This is a genomic window from Myxococcales bacterium, assembly GCA_016712525.1.
In the GTDB taxonomy this organism is placed as follows: domain Bacteria; phylum Myxococcota_A; class Polyangia; order Polyangiales; family Polyangiaceae; genus JAAFHV01.
In genome coordinates this window covers 69729-91424 of the sequence record JADJQX010000006.1, presented here as the reverse complement: position 1 = coordinate 91424, position 21696 = coordinate 69729, and the positions used below count along the sequence as shown (strand labels likewise).

Below are 21696 nucleotides of genomic sequence, written 5' to 3'. Positions count from 1 at the left end.
TCACTCCTTCTGCGAGATGCCGTCGCGCTTCTCGGGCTCCGGCTGCTTTCCGAGGCGTTGGAGGTAGGACACGAGCGCCACCATCTCCGAGTCGGCCGCCACCTCTTGACCGCTCTCCTTGAGATCGGCAGCGATCTGCGCGGCTTGGGCCTTGGCGTCGTCGCTCGCGTGGGCGAGCTGGCTGTCGGTGTAGGGCACACCGATCGCCTTCATCGCCGAGAGCTTGGCCTGGGTCTTCTCGAAGTCGACCTTCTCGTTCGCGAGGTGGGCGTACACCGGCATGTTCGAGCCCGGCGAGACCGTGAGCGGGTCCATGAGGTGCTTGACGTGCCAGAGGTTCGGGTACTTCTGGCCTTCACGGGCGAGGTCGGGCCCCGTGCGCTTCGAGCCCCACTGGAAGGGGTGGTCGTACTGCGAGTCGGCCATCGTCGAGGGCTGGCCGTAGCGCTGCTCTTCCCACTTGAAGGGGCGAATCATCTGCGAGTGGCAGTTGTAGCAACCCTCTTTCAGGTAGATGTCGCGGCCCTCGAGCTCGAGGGCGCGGTACGGCTTCGAGGCCGCGGCCGCCTTCGCGTCGGGAGAGGCCAGGAGCGCGGGGACGAGCTCGGCGATGCCACCGACGAGCACCGCGATGACGGTGAGCACGGTGAAGATGACCGCGCGGCCTTCGAGGATGCGGTGCCAGGCCGAGTCGTGGTCCTTCGACGAGGTGAGCGCGAGGGTGCCGAGAATGGCCACCGCGAGCGCGGTGACGATGAAGAACACACCAGCGTACCCGTTCGCGAGGCCGAACCAGGCCGAGAGGCCGCCGACCACGAGGACGAGGAGGATGGGCTTGCCGAAGACGATCTTGATCCAGGGCGTCTCGGGCTTCGTCTCGGTCACGACGAGCACGTCGGCCTCACCGTCGACCGCTTTGCCGGAGAGCGCCGTCTTCACGAGGTTGACGCCCATGATGATCATGCCGACGAAGTAGGCAGTGCCGCCCGCGAGGCGCATCCAGTACATGAGGCGAATGGCCTCGAGCGTCTCGACGAAGTTCGGGTACTTGAGGGCGCCGTCCGCGGTGGTGGCGCGCCACATGAGGCCCTGCGTGATGCCGCTCGTCCACATCGAGAAGACGTAGAGGAGGATGCCGAACGTCCCCATGTAGAAGTGGAGGTTCGCGGCGCGCGTCGACCAGAGCTTGGTGCCGAAGAGGCGCGGGACGAGGAAGTAGAACATGCCGGCGGCCATGAAGCCGTTCCAGCCGAGCGCGCCCGCGTGCACGTGACCGACGATCCAGTCGGTGTAGTGGCCGAGGCCCGAGACGGCCTTGATCGAGAGGAGCGGCCCCTCGAAGGTGGCCATACCGTAGAAAGTGACGCCCGCCGCGAGGAACTTGAGCGTCGGATCTTCGCGGAGCTTGTTCCACGCGCCGCGGAGGGTGAGGAGGCCGTTGAGCATGCCGCCCCAGCTCGGGGCCCAGAGCATGAGCGAAAAGATCATGCCGAGGGTCTGCGCCCACTCGGGGAGCGCGGTGTTGAGGAGGTGGTGCGGGCCGGCCCAGATGTAGACGAAGATGAGGGCCCAGAAGTGGATGATGCTGAGCCGGTACGAGTAGACCGGCCGCCCCGCCGCTTTCGGCAGGAAGTAGTACATGATGCCGAGCACGGGCGTCGTCAGGAAGAAGGCGACCGCGTTGTGCCCGTACCACCACTGCACGAGGGCGTCTTTGGCGCCGCCGTAGATCGAGTAGCTCTTGAGACCGAAGACCGGGATCGAGAGCGAGTTCACGATGTGGAGCACCGCGACCGTGACGATCGTGGCGATGTAGAACCAGATCGCGACGTAGAGGTGCTTCTCGGTGCGCTTCGCGAGCAACCAGAAGAAGTTGATGGCGAAGACCACCCAGATGACGGCGATCGAGAGGTCGATAGGCCACTCGAGCTCCGCGTACTCTTTGCCTTGTGTGTAGCCGAGAGGCAGCGTGATCGCGGCGGCGACGATGATGAGCTGCCAGCCCCAGAAGTGCACCTTCGCGAGGAGGTCGCTCGGCAAGCGCGCCTTGAGGAGGCGCTGCGACGAGTAGTAGACGCCCGCGAACACCATGTTGCCGACGAACGCGAAGATGACGGCGTTCGTGTGGAGCGGGCGAATTCGACCGAACGCGAGGTGCGGGTCGATGTTCGCGGGACGGAAGGCCATCTGGAGGGCGGCGAGCACCCCGACGAGCATTCCGACCACGCCCCACAGGACGGACGCGAACACGAACTGTCGCGTGATCCCGTCGTTGTAGGTGATTCGCACCTTCTTGGGCGCGGACGCGTCGCCGTCGGGCGGCGCGTCGTCGTTGGTTATGGCTTCGGCGTTCATGACTTTCCTTCGTGCGAGGAGGGGGAGACCTCGGCGGATTTGCGGGCGGGAGCTTGAGGTTCGCCGTCGTCGAGCGGGAAGAGCGCGAGCCGGTCGGCGTGATCGAAGTCACGCGCCTTCCACGATTTGGCGAAGAGGATGAGGGAGCCGAGCACCAGCGTGAGGCTCACGAAGACTTGGAGACCTAGGACTTCCACAGGGCGGCCTTCGGTGAGAGGGAGAGGGTGGTCGACAGGATGGCGGTGAGGGAGCTCAGGGGCATGAGCACCGCGCACGCGAGGGGCGACAGCAAACCGGCATACGCGAGCGAGACAGAAAGCAGGTTGTAGGCCAACGCGATCGCGAGATTTCTGCGCCGAACCCGATCGAGCTCGCGCGCCGAACGGAGGGCGAGCCGAATGGGCGCGAGCCCCGGCGTGGTGAAGTAAAAATCGCTGCGGGCGGCCATGAACGGGCGATCGACCGCCGGCGTGCCGCCGCAAAAAGCGCGCGCTACGACGAGCGCGTCGTTGATGCCGTCACCCACCATGAGCAGGTCTTTGCGGTCGTGTGCGTCGACCCACTCCGCTTTTCCTTCGGCGGTGCGGCCTCCCACGGCCTTTTCTTCGGGAATTCCCGCGAGACGCGCGGTTTGCGCCACGCGTGCAGGATCGTCGCCCGAGAGGAGGTACACGGACATGCCGTCGCGGCCGAGCGCGTCGACTTCGGCCTTCGCGTCTTTGCGCAGGGCCTCTTCGGTAACGAAGGACGCGAGCCTCTCGCCGTTCGCCGCGAACACCACGTCGGCCGCGCCGGGAGCCGAAGAATCGCCGAGAGAGAGAGCCCACGCGGGCGCGCCGAGGCGGTACTCCACGCCGCCCTCGATGACCACCACGCCCCGCCCGACCTCTTCACGGACACCCGAGAGCGCCCGCGGCGTGACGCCCTCGGCGACCAGCGCGTCGTGCACGGCCATGGACTTCGGGTGCGTGCTCTGGCCGGCGAGTGACGCAAGAAGTGCCAACTTGTCCGCGTCGCAGCCCGGTGCGAGGTCGCGCGAGCGCACGGTCAGCGCGCCCGTCGTGAGCGTGCCCGTCTTGTCGAAGACGACGGTCCGCACGAGCGCGGCGCGATCGAGGAAGCCCGCCGAGCGCACGAAGAGCCCGGCGCGCCGGAGACCGCTCTGCACGAGGTCGTACGCGAGCGGCGTGGCGATCCCGAACGCGCAGGGGCACGTGACGATGAGCACCGCGGTGGTGACCTCGAGCGCCCGCGCGAGATCGCGCGTGGCGAAGTACCAGCCGACGAAGCCGACCGCCGCCGCGACGAGCACGGCCGCCACGTAGTACCTCGTGAGCTTGTCCCAGAACGGGAGGCTCTGGGCCTCCTCGCCGTGGCGCTTCTCCGGGGTGCGCAGCAGATCGACCAGCGGAGAGTCGGCGAAATCTTGAATGGAAACGAGCGTTTGCGGCACGTCCGAGGCCGAGAACGCGCCCGCCGGGATCGTGGCGCCGACCGCGTAGGCGTGGGGCTCGCTCTCGCCGTTCACCCAGTCGAGGGAGAAGCTCGCCTCGCCTTCGCCTTCGAGCTTCGCGTCGACGGGGAGCACCTCGCCGGGGGCCACGTGCACGACGTCACCTCGGCGGAGCTCGGTCGCGCGGATGGTCGTGACCTTATCGCCTTCGACGCGGCGGGTGCGGAGGCCCTCGACGCCGTCGCTCGCGAGCAGGGCGAGGCGGTTTCGTTCGAGCGCGCGCTCTTGGAGGAACCGGCCCACGAGCATGAGCGCGATGAAGACGTCGAGCGTGTCGACGAAGACGCCACGGCTGTGGCCTCGGAGGAACGAGACGAGAGAACCGCCATACGCGAGCACGATGCCGAGCGCGATCGGCAGGTCCATGTGCAGCACGCCGGCGCGGAGCGCTCGAAAGGCGGACCGGAAGAACACGGGCCCGCCCACGATGACGCTCAGCGTGGAGATGCCGAACGTGATGCGCTCGAAGAGCACGAACGTGGGGCCCTCGCTGAGCCCCGCGTACGAAGCGATCGCGAAGATCATCGCGTTCATCGCGAGGGCGATGGTGATGCCCATGCGGAACACGATCTCGTTCGACTTGCGCTCCGTGTCCTTCAGAGGAGGGCCGAGGCGGTAGCCGAAGCGTTCGACGTCGGCCACGAGGGCGGGCAAATCGAGCTTCTTTTCGGCGACGAGGTGGAGCCTCCCGACCGACGGGTCGACCACCATGGACATCGCGCCGTCGTGCCGCTTCGCGAGGTTCTGAATGAGCCACACGCAGGCCGTGCAGTGAAGCCCTTGGATATCGAGCTCGATGCGCTGGGCGGTTTGCGCCTCGGCGAGGGACTTCTCGATCGGCTCGAGCCACAAGGGCGCGCCGCGCTGGGCGCCGGCGTCACGGGCCGGCTGCCCGCGCTCTCCACGGAGGTCGTAGTAGGCCTCGAGGTGCTCCGAGGTGAGAATGCCGTAGACCGTCTCGCAGCCGGTGCAGCAGAAGGGGCCCGCATCGCTTGCGTCGAGCGGAGTGCCGCAGTGCTTGCACGCTTCAGGACGTTTCGCGGGCAACGTTTCGACCGCGGACTTCGCCGAGAAAACCGCGTCGTTCAAGGGGGCCCGGAGCTGCATGACGCACCGCCTTACAATCCTCGTGCCGCTCGGCTTTGGCGCGATTTCCGCCCGAACGCGACCTCGAGAGCGCAATCGGTGCGTCGCGCCGAAGGCCGTGCGTCAGTAGTCTTTGCCGAGGTGCTGTGCGAGCACGTCGAGCGCGTCGGTGGTGGTGAAGACGCCGACGACCTTGGCGCCCTCGACGATGACCGCGCACCCGTAGCGGTTCTCGGCCATGTCCTGCACCACGGCGCGGAGACGCTGCTCCGGCGGCACGCAGTAGACGCTCTGGGTCATCGCGTCCTCCACCGTGGTCTTGTGGATGTCGACGCCCGGGATCGCCTGCACGTAGAGGATGTCGCGCTCCGACACGATGCCCACGAGCTTGCCGTGCTCGAGCACCGGGAGGTGCCGGCACTTGTTGTCGTGCATCAGCTTTTGGGCCGTGGCGAGCGGCTGGTCCTTGCCCACCGAGTGCGGGGTGGGGGTCATCCAGTGACGAACTGTGACCGCGCGCGCCGAGGGCAACGCGACGGACCGCTGGGAGGCATCTTTGGTCGGGGACTCGCTCATGCGGGCCACGGATGCAACCCCGTTGCCAAGCCACTTGACAGCACGAAGAGGCGGATTTTCACCTCGAGTGACACGCACGAGCTTCGCGCGACGCGCACGAAACGCGCGAGGAGGGCCGTCGCTCGACGTGCCCCGCCGCCTCAGAAACGGTGTGTCTCGCGGGGGCGCGCGATGTGCACCGTGGGGAAGCTCCGCTCGAGGAGCGACTCGCGGAGGGCCGCGAGGGACTTGTCCTCGCCGTGCACGAGCACGACCTCGCGCAGCTTGCCGCGCTCGCGGGTGGCCTCGGCGTAGGCGAGCAGGTCGTCGCGGTCGGCGTGCGCCGAGAAGCCGTTCAAGACCACGACCTCGGCGCGGAGGTCCCGCTCGACCCCGAAGATACGAATGCGGGGGCGGCGCTCGACGATGCGACGCCCGAGCGTGTGTTGCGCCTGGAAGCCGACGATGATGACGGCGTTCTTCGGGTCCTCGACCGTGGCGCGCAGGTGGTGGAGCACGCGCCCCGCCTCGCACATCCCGCTCGCCGAGAGGATGATCGCCGGGCCGTCGGCCACGTCGATCGCCTGCGAGTCGACCTTCTCGGAGACGTAGCGGAGGCCGTCGAAGTCGAACGGGGAGTCGTCGCCCGTGAGGTGCTCGCGTGCCTCTTCGTCGAAGCAGTCGGGGTGGCGCTGGAAGACCTCGGTCACCTTCACCGTGAGGGGCGAGTCGACGTAGACGGGCACGAGCGGGACGCGCTTCGCTTTTCGCAGGCGCTTCAGCGCGTACACGACCTCCTGGGCGCGCTCGAGCGCGAACGTCGGGATGACGATCTTGCCGCCGCGAGCCACGACCCGTGTGATCACATCGGCGAGGTCGTTCTCGAGGCCGGCGTAGGGCGGGTGCACCCTGTCGCCGTAGGTGCTCTCCATGATGAGCAGGTTCGCGCCCGACACGACCTCCGGGTCGCGCAGGATGGGCGTGCCGCGCCGGCCGAGATCGCCCGTGAAGACGACGCGCTTCTTCTCGCCGTCGTCGTCGACGTCGAGGCACGTGACCGCGCTCCCGAGCACGTGACCCGCGTCGTAGAAGACGATCGAGAAGCCAGGCGCGATCGTCTTTCGCACACGGTACGACACCGGCACGAAGTGGGTGAGCGTCCTGTCGACGTCGGCCTCGTCGTAGAGGGGCTCGACCGGGAGCATGTCGATGCCGTCGCGGTCGATGACCTTGTTCACGTACCGCGCGTCCTGCTCTTGGATGTTGGCCGCGTCCTTCAGCATGGCCGTGGCGAGATCGTGGGTCGCAGGTGTAGAATACACGCTCCCACGAAAGCCTTGTTTCACCAGGATCGGAAGCGCCCCCGAGTGATCGATGTGCGCGTGGGAGAGCACGACGGCGTCGATGTCACGCGCCGAGAAGCCCAACGTTCGGTTCTCTTCGATCGACTCGCGGCGCCTCCCCTGGAAGAGGCCGCAGTCGAGGAGCACCGTCCCGCTGGACGTCCGGACGAGGTGCTTCGATCCGGTGACGGTACCGGCCGCACCGACGCTGATGATCTCCATGAATGGGCGCTTCTTCTTTCGCTGAGATGGATGGCCGCCCCCCTCGAGCGACGGCGATCGTGTCGCGCCGCCGCCCGCCGTCAGGACTTGGGTTTGGTGAGCCCGTACTCGTGGAGCCGGTACTGGATGGTGCGCACGCTGATGTCGAGGAGCTCGGCGGCCTTCGACGTGGAGCCCCCGGCGGCCTCGAGCGTCTTCACGATGGCGTAGCGCTCGATCTCGGCCATGGTGGAGCCGGGGATACGGAGCGGCCCGAGGCCGTCGAGGGTGCTCTCGATCGGGAGATCGTCGGCCTCGATGATCGGCCCCGCGGCCAAGACGACGGCGCGCTCGATCGCGTTCTCGAGGGCGCGGACGTTGCCCGGCCAGCGCGACTGCAGGAGCTTCTCGCGCGCCCCTTCGGAGAGACCATCGATGCGGCGGTGGTTCTCGAGCGCGTACTTGCGGAGGAAGTGGTCGGCGAGCACGAGCACGTCACCACCACGGAGGCGGAGCGGCGGCATCTCGACGTGCACGACGTTGAGGCGGTAGAAGAGGTCCTCCCGGAATTTGCCGTCCCGCACGGCGGCGGTGAGGTCGCGGTTCGTGGCCGCGACGAGGCGCACGTCGACGGTGACCTGCTCGTTTCCGCCGACGCGCTCGAACGTACGCTCCTGGAGCACGCGGAGGAGCTTCACCTGCGTCTGAAGGGAAATTTCCCCGATTTCGTCGAGGAAGAGCGTGCCCCCGTTGGCCTGCTCGAAGCGGCCCGCGCGGCGGCGCTCGGCGCCCGTGAACGCGCCCTTCTCGTGACCGAAGAGCTCGCTCTCGAGGAGCGACTCGGCGAGCGCGGCGCAGTGGAGCGCGACGAAGGGCTTGTCGGCGCGGGGGGAGAGCGCGTGGATCGCGCGGGCGAGCTCGCCCTTGCCGGTGCCGCTCTCGCCGGTGATGAGCACCGTGGCGCGAGAAGGAGCCACCTGCCGCGCGACGCGATAGACCTTCTGCATCGCCGGGCTCGTCCCGATGAGGCCACGGAGCCCCTCCGAGTCGCGCTCGCGGATCTGACGACGGAGGTTCTCGGCCTCGACGCGGACCTCGCGGCGCTCGAGCGCGCGCTCCACGGCGACCTCGAGGGCGTCGAGGTCGACGGGTTTCGTGAGGTAGTCCTCGGCGCCGGCTCGCATCGCGGTGATGGCCGTCCCGAGTTCCTCGGACGAGGTCGCCATGACGACAGGAAGATGGGGATATTGCTCACGAATCGACGTGAGCAGGGCCATGCCGTCCATGCGCGGCATCATGAGATCGGTCACCACCACGTCGGCCGGTCGCTCGACGAGGCGCTCCAGCGCCGCGACGCCATCGTCGGCTTGATCGACGACATAGCCGTTCTGCTCGAGGAACTTGGCGAGGGCCTCGCGCGCCGTCACGTCGTCGTCGACGAGGAGGACGTAGGCTTTTTCCTTCTTGGCACGGCTCATCTGGCTTGCTCCTGGGATCATCCGACACCGCCCCCACGTGACGGCGCGGCATCTGCAGATTCCGCGCCTCGGACATTCATTGCAACGAAAGATTGGCAGGTACGCCCACCTTCGGTCGCACCGTGCGCCCGCCCTGAGCAAGAGTGGGGCCACCTGGCGCAGGCCTTTCGTCGGGGCGCGGGCGATCCTCTGCACGACACGCGCGCAGCTCTTGGTAAAAGGGCGCTCATGAAGCGCATTCTCGTCTGCCTCGACCACTCCGAGCGAGAGACGTTCGTGTTCTCCGAAGCCCGCCATTTTGCCGAGCGAATGAACGCGAAGGCCGTGCTCCTGCAGGTCATCGTGCCCGACCACGGCCTCACCCTCCCCGACGCGGAGAGCGACCCGAAGACGCACGAGGCCGCCGAAGAGGCGCGGAGGAGCCTCACCGAGCTCGCGAGCCACTTTCCCAAGCAGAACCTCGACTCGGTGCGCGCGGGCGTGGGCGAGGCGTGGCGCGTGATCTGCCAGGCCGCCGAGGACATCGACGCGTCGTTCGTGCTCGTCGGCTCGCACGGCACCGTGGGGCTCGAGAAGCTCTTCGGCACCACGGCCGAGAAGGTCGTCCGCCACTGCACACGCTCGGTCGTCGTGCTCCGCCCGTCCCGCCCCTGAGGCGCAATCGAGGCGCTTCGGTGCAAAGATTGCGCCGCGAGCGGGCTCGCGCGGGCCGTTTCGACCGTGGGAGCGCGGCGCACACACGCGAACGTGCCGATCGGCCTTGCGGCACGCGGGTTGCTGGGTGTTTTCCGATGCACGCCGTCTCGCAGCCCGAAAGCTCTCTCCGCTCCCGCCTCCTCGACGACCATCACGACCTCGAGGCGCTCATGGCGCGCATCCTCGAGGCCTGCGAGCGCGACGACCGCGAGGGCATCAGCGAAGCCTGGGGCGAGCTCGACGCGCGAGTCATGGGCCACCTCGAGACCGAAGACCGGTACCTCGTGCCTGCGCTCATGCGCACGAACGAGCGTGAGGCGCGCGCCATCATGTCCGAGCACCGCCACATTCGCACGAGGCTCGTCGAGCTCGGCGCTGCGGTCGACCTCCACACGATCCGCACCGAGACGGCGCGCTCGTTCATCGACGACCTCCGCGCCCACGCGAGCCACGAGGACGAGATGCTCTACCGCATCGCCGAGGACACCATCCCGTACGAGGAGCACGAAGGCATCTTCGAGGCGATGGCTCACGCCGTGCGCGAGAGGCTCGAGCGGCGGAAGGCACACAAGCACACCAAGTAGCCGATTCTTATCGGCTTTTTGCGCACTGCTCACCCCGGGAGGGTCAGCTCGAGCGCGGTAGGTCGTCGACGAGGACGGCCTCGAGCGCGCGTTCGAGCTCGTCGACGCGCACGGGCTTCGTGAGGTAGCGGTAGAAGCCGGCACGCTCGCCGCGTTGACGGTCACGCTCCGAGGCCGCGGCGGTGAGCGCGATCACCGGGATGTCCTTCGTCTCGGGCCACTCCTTCAGGATCTTGAGGGCGTCGAGGCCGCTCATCCCCGGGAGGTTGATGTCCATCAAGATGACGTCGGGCCTTCGAGCGCGCGCGAGCTGCACACCCATCTCGGCCGTGGGCGCGATCATGAGCTCGATGCCCTCGAAGCCGCCGAGCAGGTCTTGCATGAAGACGACGTTCGCCGGGTTGTCCTCGACGTAGAGCACGCTGCCGCGCACCTCGCCGCCGCCGCGAAGGGGGTCGAGCGCGTGAGGCACGGAGGACGGGACCGCGCTCTTCGCGTGGACGGGCATCTCGACCCAGAACTCGGAGCCCTCGCCCGCCACGCTGCGGAAACCCACCGCCCCCTCGAGCAGCTCGGCCAGGCGCTTCGTGATCGCGAGCCCGATGCCCGTTCCCTCGATCGGCCCCGTCTCTTGTCCGGCGCGCTGGAAGGGCTGAAAGAGCTTGTCCTGTTTGTCGTCCGGGATGCCCATGCCCGTGTCAGCGACGACGACCCGCACCTTCGTGCCCTCGCCGCGCACCGAGAAGGTGACCTTGCCGCCCTCGCGGTTGTACTTCACCGCGTTCGAGCCGAAATTCATGAGGATCTGCACGAAGCGGGTGCGATCGGTCGCCACGTGCGGCAGGCTCGGATCGATCGGGGAGACCTCGATCGCGACCTGCGCGCGCGAGGCCGCCGGCTCGAGGGTCGTGGCGACCTCGGAGAGCACGTCGGCGACGTCCACGGGCTCGGGTGAGATCGACACACCCCCGGCCTCGATGCGCGACAGATCGAGGATGTCGTCGATGAGGCGGAGGAGGTGCTCCCCACCTTTCAAAATGTGGTCGACGCGCTCGCGGTGACGGGGAGAGAGCGGCTCGCGTTTGTCCCTCCGGAGGAGCTGCGCGAAGCCCAAGATGGCGTTGAGCGGCGTCCGGAGCTCGTGGCTCATCGACGACAAAAAGTCCGATTTTGCAGCGCTCCCCGCCTCGGCCGCCAACCTCGCGGTCTTGAGCTCTTCGGCGCGGTGCTCGACCTCGGTGAGGTCCCACACCGTCGTGACCACACCGCCCTCCGCGGTGCGGCGGTCGCTCACGCGGAAGGCGTGGCCGTCCTTGGTGCGCACGTCGAACGTGGACGTCGGCTCCGAACGCCGCGCGAGGCGATCGACGTGGAATGCCGCGCGCGTGGCTTCGTCGGGGAAGGCGAGGTCGTCGAGCCAGGCGTCGAGGATTTCGCGGTAGGGCCGCCCCACGAGCGAGCCGAGGCGCGAGCCGAGGAGCGTGCGGTAGGCGCTGTTGCACTGCACGAGGTGATCGCCCGCGTCGAAGAGGGCGAACGGATCTTTGATGCTCTCGACGGCGCTCGCGAGCCGCTCGGCGCCGAGCTTGACCATCGCCTCGATGCGTTTGCGCTCCGAGATGTCGCGGATGGCCGCGCACACGAGCATGCCTCCCGAGGTGTGGACGGGCGCGAGCGACACCTCGATGTCCATCTCGGTGCCGTCGGCCCTGCGACCGAAGAGCGCGAGCCCCGAGCCCATGTGGCGCGTGCTCGGCTGCGCGTAGTACCGCGCCATGTGGCCACCATGCGTGGCGCGGAAGCGCTCGGGGATGAGCACCTCGAGGGGCTTTCCGACGAGCTCTTCGCGGCGGTACCCGAAGATCGTCTCGGTCTGCAGGTTCGCGAACGAGATCGTACCGGTGTGGTCGACGACCACCATGGCGTCGGGCGCGGTGTCGAGGATCTGGCGGTAGCGATCGCCCGCCGAAGAGACGGGACCGCGAAAGTCGTCGGTCGTGCGGTCGTGCGTGGACATGCGGAGGCTCGGGCGCCCTTACCTTGGCAAATGCGCCGGGAGGCACAAACGAAAAACGGCACCTGGTGCGCCATCTTCGACGGCGATGGTGCCGCCGTGCGCCTCGACCGCGAGCCGGCAGAACGCGAGCCCGAGCCCCCTGCCCCCACGCGAAGTACGGCCCGTTTGGGGGTCGTTTTCGAGCTGGACGAAGGGGTCGAACACCTTGTCCCACATGGCTTGGGGCACGCCGGGGCCGGTGTCGCGCACACGCACACACACGAGTCCGTCGGCCTCGTTCGAGGTCACGGTGATGGAGCCGCCCTTGGGGGTGTGGCGCACGCCGTTCTCGACGAGGTTCGCGAGCGTTCGGCGCAAGAGATCCGCGTCTCCCTCGAGCGCGCGGACCGACAGGTCGGAGACCAGGGACACGCCTTTGGTGGCGGCCACGGGCTCGAGCTCGGACAGCACGTCGGTGACGAGCGCCGCGAGATCGACCGGGGCGCGCTTCGCCTCGAGCTTGCCCTCGTCGGCCTTGGCGATGTCGAGCAGGTTCAAAATGAGGCGGTTCAGGTTCCGGGCCTCGCTGCGGATCTGCGAGACCGAATGGCGGCTCTCGGCGGAGAGCGTTTTGTCCCGCAAGACGAGCTGCGCGTGGAGGTCCATCGCGTTGACCGGGTTCTTGAGGTCGTGCACGACGAACGCCATGAGGCGCTCTTTCATGAGCTGAACGCGCATGAGGCGATCGCGCTGGCCCCGCAAGAGCTCGTAGTGCTCGCGGAGCTCGGACCGCGTGCGGCGGAGCTCGAGGGCGGTCTGCACGCGCACGACGAGCTCGGTCGGGCGCACGGGCTTCGTGAGGAAGTCGTCCCCGCCGGAGGCGAGCGCGCGGTCGAACGTGTCGACGTCGCGGAGCGCCGTGAGGAAAATGATGGGCACCTCGGCCCCCTCGGGGAGGCGCCGCAGCCGCTCGCACACGGTGAAACCGTCGAGGCCGGGCATGCGTACGTCGAGCAGCACACAATCGGGAGGTGGACCGTCGGCGAACGCGGCGAGGCCCGAGGCGCCGTCGTTCGCGAGGCGCACGGTGTAGCCCTCGTCCTCCAGCGTTTGCTGGGCGAGCGCGCGGTTCGCCTCGTTGTCGTCGACGACGAGCACGCACACCTGCGCGGGCGCCAGCGCCGATTTGGTTGCTTCAGGTCCCATGAAATCCCCCCGAGGGGTACCAAAGCCGCGACGCGACGGAAAGGCAAGCGTGTATCCGAGTGGCGGAAACGTCGATGCCCCTTGGCACCGGGCGTGTGGGCCGCTATCTCCCCGAAAAGTCCATGTCTTCCCTACGAAAGAGCAGCGTCGAGCGCCTCGGCCGCGGGACGTTCGACGTGCTCGTGACCGGCGGCGGCATCAACGGCGCCGTAGCGGCGGCCTGCCTCTCCGCGCGAGGGCTCAAGGTGGCCCTCGTCGATCGGGGCGATTTCGCGGGCTTCACGAGCCAGCAGTCGTCGAACCTGGCGTGGGGCGGCATCAAGTACATGGAGACCTTCGAGATGGGTCTCGTGACGAAGCTGTGCGGGTCGCGCAACCAGCTCCTCCGCGCCTACCCGTCCACGGTGCAGGAGATCCGCTTCTTCACGGCCCACACGAAGGGGTTCCGCCACGGCCTGTGGAAGCTCGTGCTCGGCACCTGGCTCTATTGGCTCCTCGGGCGGTTCTTCACGAAGACGCCGCGCCTCCTCTCGACGCGCGACATGGCGGCCGAGGAGCCCATCGTGCGGCTCGACGGCGTCGACGGCGGCTTCGAGTACTCGGACGCGTACCTCCACGACAACGACGCGCGCTTCGTGTGGAACTTCGTGAGGTACGCGATCGACCACGGGTGCGCGGCGGTGAACTACGCCGAGTCGCTCGGGTCCACGCGCGTGGGTGACACCTGGGAGACCCGTGTCGTCGACCACGCCACGGGCGAGACGCACACGGTGCGCTCACGCATCTTGCTGAACGCGTGTGGGCCCTTCGTCGACGCCGAGAACGAAAAGAGCGGCATCACGACGGCCCATAAACACGTGTTCTCCAAGGGGATTCACCTGATCGTGCCGAAGCTCACGAAGCACCGCCGGGTGCTCACGTTCTTCGCGGACGACGGGCGCCTCTTCTTCGTGATCCCCATGGGGCCGCGCACCTGCATCGGCACGACCGACACCCGCATGCCCTCGCCCGAGAGCCACGTGACGGCCGAAGATCGCGCGTTCGTGCTCTCGAACATCAACAAACGCCTCGTGCTCGACAAGCCCCTCACCGAGGCCGACGTGATCGCCGAGCGCTGCGGCGTGCGCCCGCTCGTGGTCGAGAACAAAGGCGGCGACACGAAGGACTGGCTCCAGCTCTCGCGCAAACACGCGATCGACGTGGACACGGCGAAGAAGCACATCTCGATTTACGGCGGCAAGCTCACCGATTGCCTCAACGTGGGCGAGGAGATCGCGCACGTCTGCGCGAGCCTCGGGGTGCCCGTGCCCTACCCCGATCGCGTGTGGTACGGCGAGCCGAGCGAAGAGGTCCGCGAAGAGTTTTTCCACCAGGCGAAGCTCATGGACCTCGACGGCCTCACGCCCAAGACCTCGAGCGAGAAGCTCTCGTCGCGCCTCTGGCGCAGGTACGCGGCCGCGGCGTTCCCCATGCTGGAGGAGATCCGGCGCGACCCGAAGATGGCCGAGCTGCTCATCGAGAGCTCCGAGTACCTCCGGTGCGAGATCGAGCACGCCGCGCGGCGCGAGATGATCCACAAGCTCGAGGACTTCTTGCGCCGCCGCTCCAAGATGTCCCTCGTCGTGAAACACGAGGATCTCCTGGCGGCCGAGGGCCTCAAAGAGGCTTGTCGCATCTTGTTCGGCGAAGAGGCCGATGCAAAATACACGGAGTACTTCGCCACGCACGGGCCGAACGCGGGCAGCGAGGACGCGGCGTCCGAAGAGGCCGCGTCGTAGCTACTGCACGGGCCCGGCGAGAATCTGTCCTCCACTCGTGAGCGCGTAGAGACGGCCCCCTCGGTACGCGAGCCCGCGAACGCTGCCACTTTGCACCACATGAAGGGGGGCCAGGGCGCCAAGGTCGACACTCGAGGTATCGCTCGTGCTGCGTGCGTAGATGGCCTTGCCGTCGGTAAAGAAGACGTAGGTACCGTCACCGACGATGGGGGGTACATCATGCACATCGAACCCGTTAGCCTTGAGCCCGGACACCCAAACCGTGGACTGAAGGGATCCGGAACGAGACGTGCGGACCAGGGCGTACGCTTCGCCGCCGCCAGCGATGGACCGCTTCACCTCCCAGATGACGGTATCCGACGTAGCCAGCACGCCCAGGGCACCGGTCACGTCACTCGAGATGCTACTTGGGAGTCCGCCGAAGAGCGCAGTCCGGACCGTGCCGCTAGTGACACCACCGATGAACTCGGGGGCGCTCACCGAATAGATGCCTACCCCTGCCGTCAAGTACCCATCACGAGCGCCCGGAAGGAACGAGAGCGCGACGGGTGGCGACGGGAGGCTTTGGTCCGAGCCATCTCTCAAGCCACGTAGATCGCCATCGAGCTGTTCACCAGAGTACACCTTGATGAAGGTTCCCATCGTGCCAGACGTGAACGCGATGACCACGTCGTCTTTCGTCGTGGCAGCTGCAGCGACGCTGTCGGCCGAGGGCTCGGTGCGCCATACCTGAGCGGCGTGTTGACGAACGAGCTCGACGTTGCCCGAGCCGAACGGGAACATGACGGCCGCTACATCACCTCCTGCCACGACGCCCGTTGGGTAATTGCTCATCGCAGCCGCGTCTCCGAGCAATTGAGGAAGGAAGACACGATCGGCAGGGTCACCGATCCGCAGGCCCATGGACTTGCGGCCCCCGGCCACCCACACGCGCGAGTCGGAGACGGCCAAGCCCGAGAGGCCCTGAATGTCCGTAACCGTGGTGAATACGTCTGCACGCCAGAGCGGTCGTCCCGCGTCCCCGGCGTCGCCTGCGTCCGTCCCGGCGTCTGCCGTGAAGTACTTGCCGGCCGAAGGCGCGGCCTGTTGTTTCGTGTTCACCGCCGACCAAGGGCCGCACGTGGGCGTGGCGGCGGTCTTCGATTTGCACGTCGTCGAGACGCGCAGCGCGGCGATGTCGTCGCGGCGGCCGAGGGCGCGTTCGCAGATGGCCTTGGGGAGGTGGTATTTGCCTTCTTTCTCGTAGAAACCGCCGCTCGTGTGTTTGCCCGGCGTCTCGACGTAGTCGAGCGGGACGACGAACTTCATCTCCCCCCTCGTCTTCCGCTGAATGGCAAAATTGATTTGCGACGTGGGCACGGACGAAATGGGCAATGCGCAGTCGGCGCCCAGGCTCTCGAGGGAGACCTCCTCCGACTCCGTGAAACACTCCTCGACGGGGAAACACGAGCCGCCTTGGGGCGCGCCCTTGTCGTCGATCCCGACCGCGCCGCCGAAGAGCTGCGCGGCGTGCTCGTTGTTCGTCGAGGGGATGAGGAGGCCCGAGACGTCGATGGGCGCGCACGTGCCGTCGACCAAGGTCTCTCCGGCGGCGCAGGGCACGACGAGGCCCTCGAAATAGGGGGCAAATTCAGGGAAGTTCGACGCAGCGCCGATCGGGTCGGCCTTGAGGGTCACCCCGGCGCCCGCGGGCGTCGCGCCGGTGTCGCTCCGCTGCTTGCCGGAGATCTTGGAGCCCGACGAGAGCCACTGGACCGGCAACCTCAAGAGGCTGATGCGCCCCGTCGGCACGGTGGTGACGGCGTCACGCACCGCGATGACCTGCCCTTTTTTGTAGCCCGCGACGCGGATGTGCACCGGCGTCGCCGCGTCGGAGGGCTGCGTGATCGATAGCGTGCCCGGGAGGGCCACCGAGCCCGTGGGCTTCACCTCTTCGACCCGCGCGAGCTTCACCTCGCCGCGCACCGAGACGAACAGGCCCACCGAGTCGAAGTCGTCGTCGACGACCAAGTCGGACGATACACCCAGAAAGAGCGCCGACGGCTCGGCGGTAGCGGTGGTGCCACGGCACGCGACGAGGCCCGAGACGACCCCCGCGCAGACGAAGAGACCGGCGCCGACGATGGCCTTCTTGGTACGAAACAGGGACATCGTTCCTCCTTTTGGCATCATGGGAGCACCAGCGGACCGCGGTAGAGTTGGCCGTCGGCCGACGCGGCGAAGAGCTCGTTTCCTGCATAGGCGAGGGCGAACGTGCCCGAGCCCTCGAGGCCACGAGAGACGGGCGTCGCCGACGCGAGAGCCCCTCGCCCATCCGTGAACCGTTTCGCGTAGATGACGGACCCGCTCGAGAAGATGAGGTGGGAGCCGTTGGTCACGAGGGCGGGCACGACGTTGTCGATCCGCTGCGAGACGCGCGGAATGCCCGAGATCCAAACCTCGACGCTCGAGGGTCGGGTCACGTCCGCCCGCAAGATCGACGACGTCCCATCGTCTGCCTCCTTCTCCCAGTACACGTTCGTGCCCTGAAGAAGGACGCCGAGCGGGAGCGCCATGTTGTCTTGGTTGTGGCCCGCGGGGGCCAGAAACGTGGCTTCGGTGGATAGCTGCCCAGGGCTGAACGCCACCGAGCGGTAGAGATTGAGCCCCGCCGTAAAGTACATTCGGCCAGTCGCGTCGAGCGCTGCCCCGAAATGGGGCTGCGTGGACCCGCTCCCCATCGAGCTCAGATAGGCGCTCTCGGGGGTGGCACCGACGATTCGTTTGTACTGGAGGGTCGCCGAGCTCGTGTCGTAGTAGAATATGAAGGGTATGTCGTCCGACCCGAAGAGGACCGTCGCGCGAGGCGTGGGCGCGCTCGCGAAGAAGCTGAGGTTCGCGTCTCCGAGAGTGAAAGTGGCGAATCTCACGATGGGAGCGGACGCGTTCGCGCCTTCTGCGGGATAGGCGACGACCACGGTGTCGCCTCGCGCCGCGACCGACGACCGACTCGTGGTCGGAAATGTCCCCGCGTCGATGCCCACTCCGGGGGGATACGACACGTCGACGGTGGTGTCGGTCGGCGCGAGGGGCACACCGAGACCCTTTCCCTTGTCGCCCACGACCCAGAGGTGCTTCGAGCCGACAGCGATGGCCGACGGGCGCTCGATCGCCACCGCCGAGAATTTGGTCTCGGCCCACCGGGCGAGGACCGAAGGGGCGTCCGTGCCGGCGTCGCCGCTCGAGAAGTACGGGCCGACCGAGGGCGGCATGGGCTGCTTCTCGGTGACCACCGACCACGCCCCACATGTGGGCACGGCCATGTGTTTGGCCTTGCACGTCGTCGTGACCACGACCCCGGCGATGTCGCCTCGGCGGCCCGCGTCGGCGCTGCAAATGGCCTTGGGCAGATGGTAGCGCCCGTCACGCTCGTACCACCCGACGGACGACGCGCGGCTCGGATCGGCCGCGTAATCGAGCGGGACGACGAACTTGGTGTCGCCCTTGGTCTTCCTGCGAACACCGAAGTTGACCTGGCCGACGTCGACCGCGGCCTTGGGCACGGTGCAGTCGGGCCCGAGGTCGGCGAGGGCGATCTCCTGCGAGCCCCCGAAGCAGTCTTCGACCGGGAAACACGCGCCTCCTTGCGGCTGGCCTTTGTCGTCGACCCCGACGGCACCGCCGAAGATCTGCGCCACGTGCTCGTTGCCCGTCGAGACGACGAGCTGCTCCTGGGGCACCTCGACGGAGACGCACGCGCCGTTCACCAGCGTCTCCCCCGCCGCGCATGGCACGACGAGGTTCTCGAAGTAGCGCGCGAACTCGGGAAAATTGGCGGCCGCCCCGAGGGGCTCGGCCTTGAGCTCGACACCCGTTTTCGTGGGGGTGACGCCCGTGTCGCTGCGCTGCGTCCCGGAGACACGCGCGCCCGACGAGAGCCACTGGATCGGCAGCCGGAGCAGGCTGATGCGCCCGGTCGGGACGGTGCTGATCGCGTCACGGATCGCGATGACCTGCCCTTTTTTGTAGCCCGCGACGCGGATGTGCACCGGCGTCGACGGATCGGCCGGCTGCGTGATCGAGAGCGTGCCCGGGAGCCCCACGGTGCCGTTCGGACGGACCTCTTCGACCCGCGCGAGCTTCACTTCGCCGCGCACCGACACGAAGAGGCCAATGGAGTCGAAGTCGTCGTCGACCACGAGGTCGGTCGAGACTCCGAGGAAGAGGGCGGAGGGTGCCTCTTCGACGGCGGCCGTACGACACGCGGCCTGCGAGACCGCGAGCGCCCCTGTCGTGAGGGCCATCGCGAGCGCGGCGAACGAGACGATGCGACGTGCCTTCATCGACTACCTCCTAAAAGCTCGTGACGACGACGCCCGGCTGGATCGACCCCGGGGGAACCCCGCGCGACTTGTCGACGACCTCGGTGCCGCCGCTGCCGCCGATGATGACGGCCGTGATCGTCGCGGCGCTCGCGGCCACGAGCACACTGCCTGCGACCCACATCCACGCGGGGACGCCCGACTTCTCGGCCTCGAGCGTGACGGGGACGGTGCGCGTCTCGTCGTCCCGGAGGATGATCTCTTGTTGGAAGGGCTGCATGCCCTTGGCGGTGACACGCACCTGGTGACCACCGGACGAGACCGTGCCGCGGTAGGTGCCGAGCCCGACGCTCTTTCCATCGACGAAGATGGCGTCTCCGGCGCGCGCGTTGACGACGATGGTGCCCTGATGGAGCTCCGGGGCGAGCTGCACGTCGATGGGGATCTCCGCCATGGGGCGCCCGGTCACGGTGACATGAAAGGGATGAAACCCCGGCTTTTTCACGGCGATCCGGTGCGGTCCGAGATCGGCGACCACGGGCTCTTGCGGGCGGTCGACGGGCTTGTCGTCGAGGGAGACCTCGGCGCCGGGCACGAGCCCACGGAAGACGAACGTCGTCGTGAGGGCGGACAGGGCGCGCTCGACGGCAGCGGCCTCGGCGCGGTCCTCGTCGGTCAAGAGGCCACCGCCGAGCTTCTGGTACTTGCGCACGAGCAAGAGGGCGTCGGCGTACTGGTGGAGGTTCTTGGCGCAGGTGGCCATGTTCCACAAGAGGCGCGGGTCGGCGAAGAGCTCGTAGGCGGCTTGGAACTTGTAGAATGCACCCTTCGAGTCGTTCATCGCGTAGAGGGCCTTCGCGGCCTCGTACTCGCGGCGCGCGCCGTCGTTGAGGGTCTCCGAGAGGGGCGGGATGGCCGAAACGGGAGGGCCCGGGGGCGCGGGGAGCGTGGCTGGGGCCGCGGCGGGAGGTGCGCCCTTCTTCGTGGGAGGAGCCTTTCGCCCTTGGGCCTCGGCGTGACCGCCCCACGTGCCGAGCACGAGCAGCCCCACGAGAGCGACGAAGCGCGGAGAAGCGGCCCTCATCGCGCGCCACCTCGAGCGAGCACGCGGAGGGCGGGGAACGGCGGGGGGCACGGCGAGGTCATGCGAAGCTCCGAGGTCTGAGGGCAAAGAGCCGGGACGACGGGGCATGGGCCGGAGACGCGGCCACCCTGGGCCTCGACCTCGCTCCGATCCCCTCGCCATGGCGCGCCGAGCATAGTTCCCTCGAGCGGGCCTGGATAGCCATGCCAAGCCGCTCCTTGCCGGGACGGTCCCGCCACGTCGCAGGGGGTCGCACGAGGCCGTGTCATGCGCGTTCGGGGATCTCCTCTCCGGCGAAGAGCTCGCCGACCTTTCACGCTACGTGGCCGAGGAGGGTCCGTCGATGTCCCCAATCGGACGACACGCGCCAACCTGCCCCGATCGCCGCGCAGACCTCGCGTCGGCCCGGCGCGCGATCACGCGAGCCTTTCGCTCGGACGGCACACGAGGCGACGGACCATGCCTCGCTCTCGAGGGTCTACGGGCGGCTAGCCGCGCGGCTCGATGGCGAGCGGGAGCCAGATCTCGTTTCGGCGCGCAAACCAGGGCAAAAAGGGCGGATCGTAGCGGTTTACCTCGGCCTTGCCGGTGACCGGGAGGCGGTTTCGCTCGACCCAGCCGCGGAGGAGCTCCTCGTGCGAGCCCATGTTCTCGTCGGTCCAGCGGCCCGAGAAACGCACCACGGCGACACGGGATGGGGGCAGCTCGCGGAGCACGACACGAGGGTCGTCGGGCACGGGCAACGTCGCCAAGGTCTCGCCTTCGGGCATGGTGAAGGCCACCGTCCACGCGGCCGGGGTCCCTCGCTGCGCGACCGGCGCCGTCATGGCGATCTTCTTCGGCTCGCTCGAGGAGGCCTGCGCGACCGGCGCCGTCATGGCGATCTCGGATTTTCGCTTGTTCTTGCCGAAGATGTAGCCCGCGAGGCGACGGAAGCCCTCGTTGCCTGCCTCTCCGAACGATCCGGCGACCTCGGTCTCGGCGACCACGCGCGGCCCGTACGTGCGCACCTCGAGGGGGCCCTCGCGAAACTCGACGGCGTAGGGAGGCTCGGCCACGCGGGTCACGCCGGCGCACGCGGTGGCGAGGGCGGAGAGAGCAGCGACAAAACCGAGCAAGAGCGGCGACCTACGGGGAGCCATGGGACCTCAAGGTGGGCACGGACATCGCGGGGGGCAAGGCATACTCGTCACTTCGTGTGACAGGCGTGACGAGGCAGAGGGTGGGAGTGGGAGTGGGAGTGGGAGTGGGAGTGGGCACGGGCACGGGCACGGGCACGGGCACGGCACGAGAGAGAGGGTGCGGGCACGGGCACGGGCACGGGCACGGGCACGGGGGCGAGAGCCGGCACGAGAACGGGTGCGGGCACGGGCACGGGGGCGAGAGAGAGCGGGCACGAGAACGGGTGCGGGCACGGGCACGGGCACGGGCACGGGCACGGGGGCGAGAGCCGGCACGAGAGAGAAAGAGGGCGCGAGCGAGAGCGGGCACGGACCTGGACCGAGGTCATGCTCGTGCGA

At 68.0% G+C, this 21696-nt stretch carries 14 protein-coding genes and 1 pseudogene; 3 read left to right on the top strand and 12 right to left on the bottom strand.

Annotated elements, in window-relative coordinates:
- The 6 genes and pseudogenes from ccoN to IPK71_12320 form a co-directional block, all read right to left on the bottom strand.
- Positions 1-2355: a cytochrome-c oxidase, cbb3-type subunit I gene (ccoN, locus tag IPK71_12345; GenBank protein ID MBK8214522.1), complete on the bottom strand. Its 2355-nt coding sequence runs from the start codon at positions 2353-2355 to the stop codon at positions 1-3.
- Positions 2356-2420: 65 nt separating this feature from the next.
- Positions 2421-2552 (bottom strand): annotated as a pseudogene (locus tag IPK71_12340) (cytochrome oxidase).
- Positions 2540-4975, bottom strand: coding sequence for a heavy metal translocating P-type ATPase metal-binding domain-containing protein (locus IPK71_12335; GenBank protein MBK8214521.1), 2436 nt, complete (start codon positions 4973-4975; stop codon positions 2540-2542). Before IPK71_12335 ends, IPK71_12340 begins: the two are co-directional and overlap by 13 nt.
- A gap of 102 nt (positions 4976-5077) precedes the next feature.
- Positions 5078-5449: a CBS domain-containing protein gene (locus tag IPK71_12330; GenBank protein MBK8214520.1), complete on the bottom strand. Its 372-nt coding sequence runs from the start codon at positions 5447-5449 to the stop codon at positions 5078-5080.
- A 221-nt stretch (positions 5450-5670) separates the two neighbouring features.
- Positions 5671-7074, bottom strand: a complete 1404-nt coding sequence (locus IPK71_12325; protein ID MBK8214519.1) for an MBL fold metallo-hydrolase — start codon at positions 7072-7074, stop codon at positions 5671-5673.
- 80 nt (positions 7075-7154) lie between these two features.
- Positions 7155-8531 carry a sigma-54-dependent Fis family transcriptional regulator gene (locus tag IPK71_12320; protein MBK8214518.1) on the bottom strand — a complete coding sequence of 459 codons (1377 nt, stop codon included), beginning with the start codon at positions 8529-8531 and terminating at the stop codon, positions 7155-7157.
- Positions 8532-8759: 228 nt separating this feature from the next.
- Here IPK71_12320 and IPK71_12315 point away from each other — a divergent pair, with 228 nt between their 5' ends.
- Together IPK71_12315 and IPK71_12310 are read left to right on the top strand one after the other, a co-directional pair.
- Positions 8760-9185: a universal stress protein gene (locus tag IPK71_12315; protein ID MBK8214517.1), complete on the top strand. Its 426-nt coding sequence runs from the start codon at positions 8760-8762 to the stop codon at positions 9183-9185.
- Positions 9186-9322: 137 nt separating this feature from the next.
- Positions 9323-9811 (top strand): hemerythrin domain-containing protein, encoded by a 489-nt coding sequence (locus tag IPK71_12310; protein MBK8214516.1) that lies wholly within the window; start codon positions 9323-9325, stop codon positions 9809-9811.
- 43 nt (positions 9812-9854) lie between these two features.
- On the opposite strand, the gene IPK71_12305 is transcribed toward IPK71_12310, so the two are convergent.
- The gene (locus IPK71_12305) at positions 9855-11828 is read right to left on the bottom strand and encodes a PAS domain S-box protein (protein MBK8214515.1); all 1974 of its coding nucleotides are present in this window, start codon (positions 11826-11828) and stop codon (positions 9855-9857) included.
- Positions 11829-11846: 18 nt separating this feature from the next.
- The gene (locus tag IPK71_12300; protein MBK8214514.1) at positions 11847-13013 is read right to left on the bottom strand and encodes a hybrid sensor histidine kinase/response regulator; all 1167 of its coding nucleotides are present in this window, start codon (positions 13011-13013) and stop codon (positions 11847-11849) included.
- 122 nt (positions 13014-13135) lie between these two features.
- Here IPK71_12300 and IPK71_12295 point away from each other — a divergent pair, with 122 nt between their 5' ends.
- Entirely contained in the window at positions 13136-14791 is a 1656-nt protein-coding gene (locus tag IPK71_12295; GenBank protein MBK8214513.1) for an FAD-dependent oxidoreductase, read from the top strand.
- Here IPK71_12295 and IPK71_12290 read toward each other — a convergent pair whose 3' ends face one another.
- From IPK71_12290 to IPK71_12275, 4 genes are all read right to left on the bottom strand, one after another.
- Positions 14792-16942, bottom strand: a complete 2151-nt coding sequence (locus tag IPK71_12290; protein MBK8214512.1) for a hypothetical protein — start codon at positions 16940-16942, stop codon at positions 14792-14794.
- Between the two features lie 17 nt (positions 16943-16959).
- Positions 16960-19113, bottom strand: a complete 2154-nt coding sequence (locus tag IPK71_12285; GenBank protein MBK8214511.1) for a hypothetical protein — start codon at positions 19111-19113, stop codon at positions 16960-16962.
- Positions 19114-19123: 10 nt separating this feature from the next.
- Entirely contained in the window at positions 19124-20176 is a 1053-nt protein-coding gene (locus IPK71_12280; protein MBK8214510.1) for a PEGA domain-containing protein, read from the bottom strand.
- Between the two features lie 488 nt (positions 20177-20664).
- Entirely contained in the window at positions 20665-21318 is a 654-nt protein-coding gene (locus IPK71_12275; protein ID MBK8214509.1) for a heme-binding protein, read from the bottom strand.
- Positions 21319-21696: the final 378 nt, after the last annotated feature.